Annotated in this window: 2 protein-coding genes and 2 rRNA genes; all 4 read left to right on the forward strand. The window is 61.6% G+C overall.

Translation table 11 applies throughout. From position 1 onward, the window contains the following. Positions 1-347 precede the first annotated feature (347 nt). The 4 genes from QF031_RS21390 (at position 348) to QF031_RS21405 (ending at position 7965) form a co-directional block, all read left to right on the forward strand. Positions 348-3474: ribosomal RNA gene (locus QF031_RS21390) — 23S ribosomal RNA — on the forward strand. 170 nt (positions 3475-3644) lie between these two features. Continuing rightward, positions 3645-3761 (forward strand): 5S ribosomal RNA (gene rrf, locus QF031_RS21395). A 73-nt stretch (positions 3762-3834) separates the two neighbouring features. Further along, positions 3835-4842, forward strand: a complete 1008-nt coding sequence (locus tag QF031_RS21400; RefSeq protein WP_307433019.1) for a LacI family DNA-binding transcriptional regulator — start codon at positions 3835-3837, stop codon at positions 4840-4842. A 93-nt stretch (positions 4843-4935) separates the two neighbouring features. Further along, positions 4936-7965 carry a glycoside hydrolase family 2 TIM barrel-domain containing protein gene (locus QF031_RS21405; protein ID WP_307433021.1) on the forward strand — a complete coding sequence of 1010 codons (3030 nt, stop codon included), beginning with the start codon at positions 4936-4938 and terminating at the stop codon, positions 7963-7965. Positions 7966-8285 lie beyond the last annotated feature (320 nt).

Genomic DNA, 8285 nt, shown 5'->3' on the forward strand with positions numbered 1-8285 from the left:
GGTTTAGTGTTTGGCACACTGTTGGGTCCTGAGACAACAGGGCCACGGGTTCGCTGTCTGCGCCTTTCGGGGTGTGGGTGGTGTTCTGGTGGGTTTGTTTGTTTCTGGTTTCCCTGCCATGACGGTCCACGCGTGTTGATCCCTTTGGGGGTTTGTGTGTGGGGTGTGTGGTGTGGGGTTGTTGTTTGAGAACTACATAGTGGACGCGAGCATCTTGTATAAGAAGCAATTTCCAAGATATATGAACCTGGATCTGGCTGCGCGTGGTGGTGCTGCTCCTTTGTGGGTGGTGTTGATTGTGCGTGGTTGGTTTCTGTGGTTCTCTCGAAAATGTTTTTGATCTTTGTGGTCAAGTTTTTAAGAGCACACGGTGGATGCCTTGGCATTAGGAGCCGAAGAAGGACGTAGGAATCTGCGATAAGCCTGGGGGAGTCGATAACCGGACTGTGATCCCAGGGTGTCCGAATGGGGAAACCCCGTCAAGCGCGCGAGTGACTTGGTGACCCGTACCTGAACACATAGGGTGCGTGGGGGGAACGCGGGGAAGTGAAACATCTCAGTACCCGCAGGAAGAGAAAACAATAGTGATTCCGTTAGTAGTGGCGAGCGAACGCGGATCAGGCTAAACCGTTCCATGTGTGATAGCCGGCGGGCGTTGCATGGTCGGGGTTGTGGGACTTTCCATACCAGTTCTGCCGGGCTGGTGGGGTGTGATGTGCGCGCATAGGTGAACGGTTTTGAAAGGCCGGCCAGAGAGGGTGTTAGTCCCGTAACCGTAATGTGTAGCACCGCCTGTGTGAGTATCCCAAGTAGTACGGGGCCCGAGAAATCCCGTGCGAATCTGTCAGGACCACCTGATAAGCCTAAATACTCCCTAATGACCGATAGCGGACCAGTACCGTGAGGGAAAGGTGAAAAGTACCCCGGGAGGGGAGTGAAACAGTACCTGAAACCGTGTGCTTACAATCCGTCGGAGCAACCTTGTAGTTGTGACGGCGTGCCTTTTGAAGAATGAGCCTGCGAGTTAGTGTTACGTCGCGAGGTTAACCCGTGTGGGGCAGCCGTAGCGAAAGCGAGTCTGAATAGGGCGTGTGAGTGGCGTGATCTAGACCCGAAGCGAAGTGATCTACCCATGGCCAGGTTGAAGCGACGGTAAGACGTCGTGGAGGACCGAACCCACTTCAGTTGAAAATGGAGGGGATGAGCTGTGGGTAGGGGTGAAAGGCCAATCAAACTTCGTGATAGCTGGTTCTCCCCGAAATGCATTTAGGTGCAGCGTTGCGTGTTTCTTGCTGGAGGTAGAGCTACTGGATGGCTAATGGGCCCTACAAGGTTACTGACGTCAGCCAAACTCCGAATGCCGGTAAGTGAGAGCGCAGCAGTGAGACTGTGGGGGATAAGCTTCATAGTCGAGAGGGAAACAGCCCAGACCACCAACTAAGGCCCCTAAGCGTGTGCTAAGTGGGAAAGGATGTGGAGTTGCGAAGACAACCAGGAGGTTGGCTTAGAAGCAGCCACCCTTAAAAGAGTGCGTAATAGCTCACTGGTCAAGTGATTCCGCGCCGACAATGTAGCGGGGCTCAAGTACACCGCCGAAGTTGTGGCATTCACATATTCTCCAAGCCTTCGTGGTTCAGGAGTGTGGATGGGTAGGGGAGCGTCGTGTGGGCGGTGAAGTCGCGGTGTAAACCAGCGGTGGAGCCTACACGAGTGAGAATGCAGGCATGAGTAGCGAAAGACGGGTGAGAAACCCGTCCGCCGAATGATCAAGGGTTCCAGGGTCAAGCTAATCTGCCCTGGGTAAGTCGGGACCTAAGGCGAGGCCGACAGGCGTAGTCGATGGACAACGGGTTGATATTCCCGTACCGGCGAAAAACCGCCCATGCTGAGCGGGGGATACTAACTGCCCGAAACCTGCCCGACACCCCTTGTGGGTGAAGGGTTTTGGTGGAGCGCAGGACCTGATCCCGGGAGGCAAGCGTATTAACAGGTGTGACGCAGGAAGGTAGCCGAGCCGGGCGATGGTTGTCCCGGTCTAAGGATGTAGGGCGAGTGGTAGGCAAATCCGCCACTCACATAGCCTGAGATCTGATGGGACCCCCGTTGGGGGGATTTGGTGATCCTATGCTGCCGAGAAAAGCATCGACGCGAGGTTTTAGCCGCCCGTACCCCAAACCGACACAGGTGATCAGGTAGAGAATACCAAGGCGATCGAGAGAATTATGGTTAAGGAACTCGGCAAAATGCCCCCGTAACTTCGGGAGAAGGGGGGCCCCAACCTTGAACACCACATCGCTGGTGGGAGGGGATCGGGGCCGCAGAGACCAGGGGGAAGCGACTGTTTACTAAAAACACAGGTCCGTGCGAAGTCGCAAGACGATGTATACGGACTGACTCCTGCCCGGTGCTGGAAGGTTAAGAGGACCGGTTAGCCGCAAGGCGAAGCTGAGAATTTAAGCCCCAGTAAACGGCGGTGGTAACTATAACCATCCTAAGGTAGCGAAATTCCTTGTCGGGTAAGTTCCGACCTGCACGAATGGAGTAACGACTTCCCCGCTGTCTCAACCATAAACTCGGCGAAATTGCAGTACGAGTAAAGATGCTCGTTACGCGCAGCAGGACGGAAAGACCCCGAGACCTTTACTATAGTTTGGTATTGGTGTTCGGAGTGGCTTGTGTAGGATAGGTGGGAGACGTTGAAGCCCGGACGCCAGTTCGGGTGGAGTCATCGTTGAAATACCACTCTGGTCACTTTGGACATCTAACTTCGGCCCGTAATCCGGGTCAGGGACAGTGCCTGATGGGTAGTTTAACTGGGGCGGTTGCCTCCTAAAAAGTAACGGAGGCGCCCAAAGGTTCCCTCAGCCTGGTTGGCAATCAGGTGTCGAGTGTAAGTGCACAAGGGAGCTTGACTGTGAGAGAGACATCTCGAGCAGGGACGAAAGTCGGGACTAGTGATCCGGCGGTACATTGTGGAATGGCCGTCGCTCAACGGATAAAAGGTACCTCGGGGATAACAGGCTGATCTTGCCCAAGAGTCCATATCGACGGCATGGTTTGGCACCTCGATGTCGGCTCGTCGCATCCTGGGGCTGGAGTAGGTCCCAAGGGTTGGGCTGTTCGCCCATTAAAGCGGTACGCGAGCTGGGTTTAGAACGTCGTGAGACAGTTCGGTCCCTATCCGCTGCGCGCGCAGGAAATTTGAGAAGGGCTGTCCTTAGTACGAGAGGACCGGGACGGACGAACCTCTGGTGTGTCAGTTGTACTGCCAAGTGCACCGCTGATTAGCTACGTTCGGATGGGATAACCGCTGAAAGCATCTAAGCGGGAAGCTCGCTTCAAGATGAGATTTCCATACACATTTATGTGTGAGAGGTCCCCAGCCAGACCACTGGGTTGATAGGCCGGATGTGGAAGCGAGGACTAACGACTCGTGAAGCTGACCGGTACTAATAGGCCAACAACTTACACCACACAGAAACATACAAATTCTGCTTGCGTCCACTATGTGGTTCCCAACCAACAACCCCCGCAACACACGGGTTGCACAGGGAACCAACACAACTGAATACAACACCACATGTTGTAACCACAGTCTTCCCACCCCCAAAGCAACACCAACGCGGGGGAGCGGGTGAAAGGGTTACGGCGGTCATAGCGTGGGGGAAACGCCCGGTCCCATTCCGAACCCGGAAGCTAAGACCCACAGCGCCGATGGTACTGCACCCGGGAGGGTGTGGGAGAGTAGGTCACCGCCGGAACAATCATTGAGGTCGAGGCCCCAACCACACGGTTGGGGCCTCCCACATTTAACAGCATCTAGACTTACGGGTTATGACTCCCCGAACGTCCAGGCCCGCGGGCAAGCGCGCCACCATCCTGGACGTCGCGGCCGCTGCCGGTGTATCGCGCCAAACGGTGACCCGGGCCATGAATGGCATGAAAGGCATCAGCCAGGACACCAGGGACCGGGTCCAGAAGCTCGCGGCCGAGATGGGTTACACCCCCAGCCGCTTTGCCAAGGGCCTGGTGCAGGGTGCGCAGATCTCCATCGGCCTCGCCATTCCGGACCTGACCAACCCCTATTTCCCGGCCTTCGCCTCCAGCGTGGTGGAGGCTGCCACGGAGAGGGACTGGAACGTGGTGGTGGACGACTATGGCCACGGCACAGGCAGCGCTGCCGATGCAGCCGCCCGGCTTGCACCCCAGGTTGACGCGCTGATCGGATACCTTGCACCGCAGCCGGATGAGGCACAGGCGCTGATGGGCCGGCGACCCGTCGTCGCCCTTGACTCCCCGGGCGCGGGCACCGCCGGCGGGATCTCCTTTGACTACCGGCACGCAGCCCAGCTCGCCCTGGCCCGTCTGGCATCCAGGGGGTGCCGAAACATCGTCTTCCTGGACTCGGACCACGGTGGACCGGCCAGCAGCCGGAGCGCGGCAGCAGCTGAAGTAGCAGCCAAGGCCGGCCTCCGCCTCACCCGACTGGAGACCGAACCATCGGCAGCCGCAGCCAAGTTGGCTGTAGCCGTCCTTCCCGGGGGCGGAGAACGCATCGATGGCATTCTGGCCTTCAATGACCTCATGGCGGCCGGAGCACTCAAGGCGCTCCAGGAGTCGGGGGTGTCTGTTCCCACCGAATGCGCGGTGATCGGCATGGATGGAATACCGCTGGGAGAGCTGGTGACGCCGGAGCTCACCACCCTGTCGCTTGACCTGCGGGCGGTGGGCCGTGCCGCCGTCGGACTGCTGGAGGGCCTACTGTCCGGCTCCATCGCGGAGCGCAGCCCCGAGGCCTACCTGACTCTTGAACACCAGCTGGTTGTCCGGCAATCCGCCTGACCCCTACTCAAATGAAGTACTGGACGATAGGCTCATGCTGTCCCTGCGTGAACGTTCACGCTCCGGTTCACGTCTCGCCACCAAGGAAGCCACATGTCCCTGCACACCCCCGCCGCGACCGCCGGCCACCGTTCCGCTGCGGCTGCCGCAAGTGTCTCCCGCAGCCTTGAGCTTGGCGCCGCGGAAGTCGCGGAACTGGCCTCGCTGAAACCGGGACGAGGCAGCCTTCCCGCCCGGGCGTACTTGGCGTCGGACTCAGCGCGGCTGTCGCTGAACGGCGAATGGCAGTTCCGCTTGAGCCCGGGAATCCGGACGGCCCCGGAGGACGGGTGGCAGCACCGAAGTGACCTGTCCGGCTTCACCCCTCTTCCCGTGCCGTCCAGCTGGAACATGCACGGCCACGGGTCGCCGGCCTACACCAATGTCCAGTTCCCGTTCCCGGTGGAACCGCCCCACGTGCCCGATGCCAACCCGGTGGGCGACCACCTGGTCACCTTCGAGGCCGGCCCGGAGTTCTTCCCGCGTGCGCTGCTGCGGTTCGACGGCATCGACTCCGCCGGGACCGTGTGGCTGAACGGCGTGGAGCTGGGCACCACCCGGGGAAGCCGGCTGGCCCATGAGTTTGACGTCTCCGGCGTCCTTGTCGCGGGCACCAATACGCTGGCCGTGCGGGTGGCCCAGTTCTCCGCGGCAAGCTACCTGGAGGACCAGGACATGTGGTGGCTCCCGGGGATCTTCCGGGACGTGGCGCTGCAGGCCCGGCCGGCCGACGGCATCGACGATGTTTTTGTCCACGCCGGCTACCATCCGGGAACGGGCGAAGGTACGCTCCGGGTAGAGGTGACCCGGGCCGGGCAGGCGATTGACGCCGTCGTACGCGTTCCGGAACTTGGCCTGGAGCTGGCTGCGGGGGCCGAGCAGCGCGTGCCGGCTGTGGAACCCTGGTCAGCGGAGCTTCCCCGCCTCTACCACGCCACGGTCGCAACGCCCGGCGAGACGGTTTCGCTGCAGCTGGGCTTCCGCAGCATCACCATCGAGGACGCCCAGTTCAAGGTAAATGGCCGCCGCGTCCTGCTCCGCGGCGTAAACCGCCATGAGCACCATCCCCGGCTGGGCCGGGCCGTCCCCAGGGACGTGATGGAGGCGGAACTGCGGCTGATGAAGCAGCACAACATCAACGCCATCCGGACCTCGCACTACCCGCCACACCCGGAATTCCTGACGCTGGCGGACCAGCTGGGCTTCTACGTGGTCCTTGAATGCGACCTCGAAACGCACGGTTTCCACAGTGCCGGCTGGGCGCAAAACCCCAGCGATGATCCGCAGTGGGAGGACGCCCTGCTGGACCGGATGCAGCGGACCATCGAGCGCGACAAGAACCATCCTTCGGTGATCATGTGGTCGCTGGGCAACGAGGCGGGCACGGGCCGGAACCTCGCCGCGATGTCCCGCTGGGCCAAGGACCGTGACCCGTCCCGTCCCATCCACTACGAGGGCGACTGGTCCTCGCCGGACGTGGATGTTTACTCCCGGATGTATGCCAGCCAGGCCGAGACGGCGCTAATCGGGCAAGGCATCGAGCCCGCCCTCGAGGACGCCGATCTGGACGCGCGCCGCCGCGCCATGCCGTTCGTGCTCTGCGAATACGTGCACGCCATGGGCAACGGGCCGGGCGGCATGAGCGAATACCAGGAGTTGTTCGAAAAGTACCCCCGGCTGATGGGCGGCTTCGTCTGGGAGTGGCTCGAACACGGGATCACCGTGCCTTCTCCCGGCGGCGGTGAGCATTTCGCCTACGGCGGGGATTTCGGTGAGGAGGTCCACGACGGAAACTTCGTCACCGACGGGCTGGTGGACGCTGACCGCAACCCCCGGCCCGGGCTCCTGGACTTCAAGAAGGTCATTGAACCGCTGCATATCGGTATTGCGGATTCCTGGGGCAGCTTCACTCTGAGGAACGGGCAGGATTTCGCGGACACCTCCGGCTTCCGTTTCCAGTACAGGGTGGAGGCCGACGGCGTCACGCAGCTTGAGGGAACGCTGGCCGTTGCGCCGTTGGCGCCACAGTCCCAGGCGCTTGTGGAGTTGCCTGCGGAGGTTGGGGAGTATGCGGCGGGACTGCCCCGGGACGGAAATGCGGTACTGACCGTCAGCGCCATGCTGGCCGCGGATACTGCCTGGGCCGGTTCCGGCCATGAGGTGGCCTGGGGGCTGAGTGCACGCTTCGCCTCACCCGGTGATGGAATGCCGGCGCGTGACTGCATTGAGGTGGGCGACGGGGAACTGCGGCTTGGCACTGCTGTGTTCGACCGTGCCACCGGCATGCCCACCGCCATTGGTGGACTCCCGGTGGAGAGGCTGGGCCTGGTGTTGTGGTGGCCGCCCACAGACAACGACCTTGGGCGGGAGTGGGGCGGGGCGGACCCGCGGCCCCTTGCTGCCCAGTGGAGGGATGCAGGGCTTGACCGGCTTCATGCCCGCCTGCTGGGTATCAGCGCGGAGTCAACGGCCGACGGCGGTGAGCGCCTCCGCGTCAGCACGCGCGTGGGTGCGGCGGATAAGCAGTTCGGGGTACTGGTGGATTACACGTGGACCAGCAGTGCCGGCTCCCTGGCATTGAGGACGCAGGTCAAACCTGCAGGGGACTGGATCAACGCGGGATTCGACGTGGAGTGGGCGCGGATCGGCCTCGAGCTCGTGCTGGGTACGGAAACCGCCAGCGTGGGATGGTTCGGCCAAGGTCCGCACCAGAGCTACCCCGACACCGGCCAGGGCGCGCGCACGGGATGGTTCGAATCGCCTCTCGCTGGCCTGGACGTGGACTATGTTCGCCCCCAGGAATCGGGAGCCCGGTCCGGTGTGCGGTCCGCGGTTCTGGAGACAGGTGGCGGAAAGCTGCATCTTTCGGGCGAGCCCTTCGCCCTGACTGTTCGGCCTTACGGCCTGGACGTGCTCGCCGCTGCGAGGCACAGACCAGATCTCGTGCCGGATGGCCGCAGCTACATCTACATGGATCACGCGCTGCGGGGCGTGGGGACAGCCGCCTGCGGTCCAGGGGTGCTGGAGCCCTACCGGCTGAAGCCGCGGGAGGCCGACTTCGAAGTGGTCCTGCGGGTGCAGTAGAACCCCGCTGCGGGTGTGAGCCACTCCACAGAAGCAGTAATTCCGTTCTGGAGGAGTGCCAGGCCCGGTTGGTGCCCCTAAAAACCCCGCCGTTTCTGGGTTTTTAGGGGCAGGGACGGCTCTCTCTGCCCGATTTGCCGTGGGGGTTGCGGACGGGTATTGTTTTCTGAGTCGCCGCCGCTGAAGCGGAAAAATAGCGGCCACCCCCCCCTTTTGAACGGCCTGGAAAACGGTTCGCCTCTGTGGCGTGCTCTGTCCGGGCGGGGCTGATCCTGGTGAAGATGAACCGCGGGAACGCGGTTTGCAAAGCCGGACTGGAT

The organism is Pseudarthrobacter defluvii (genome assembly GCF_030816725.1).
Taxonomy (GTDB): domain Bacteria; phylum Actinomycetota; class Actinomycetes; order Actinomycetales; family Micrococcaceae; genus Arthrobacter; species Arthrobacter defluvii_A.

Excerpts from the sequence above, each read along its gene's own strand:
- QF031_RS21400 (WP_307433019.1), top strand. The coding sequence starts at position 3,835 with ATGACTCCCCGAACGTCCAGGCCCGCGGGCAAGCGCGCCACCATCCTG.
- QF031_RS21405 (WP_307433021.1), top strand. The coding sequence starts at position 4,936 with ATGTCCCTGCACACCCCCGCCGCGACCGCCGGCCACCGTTCCGCTGCG.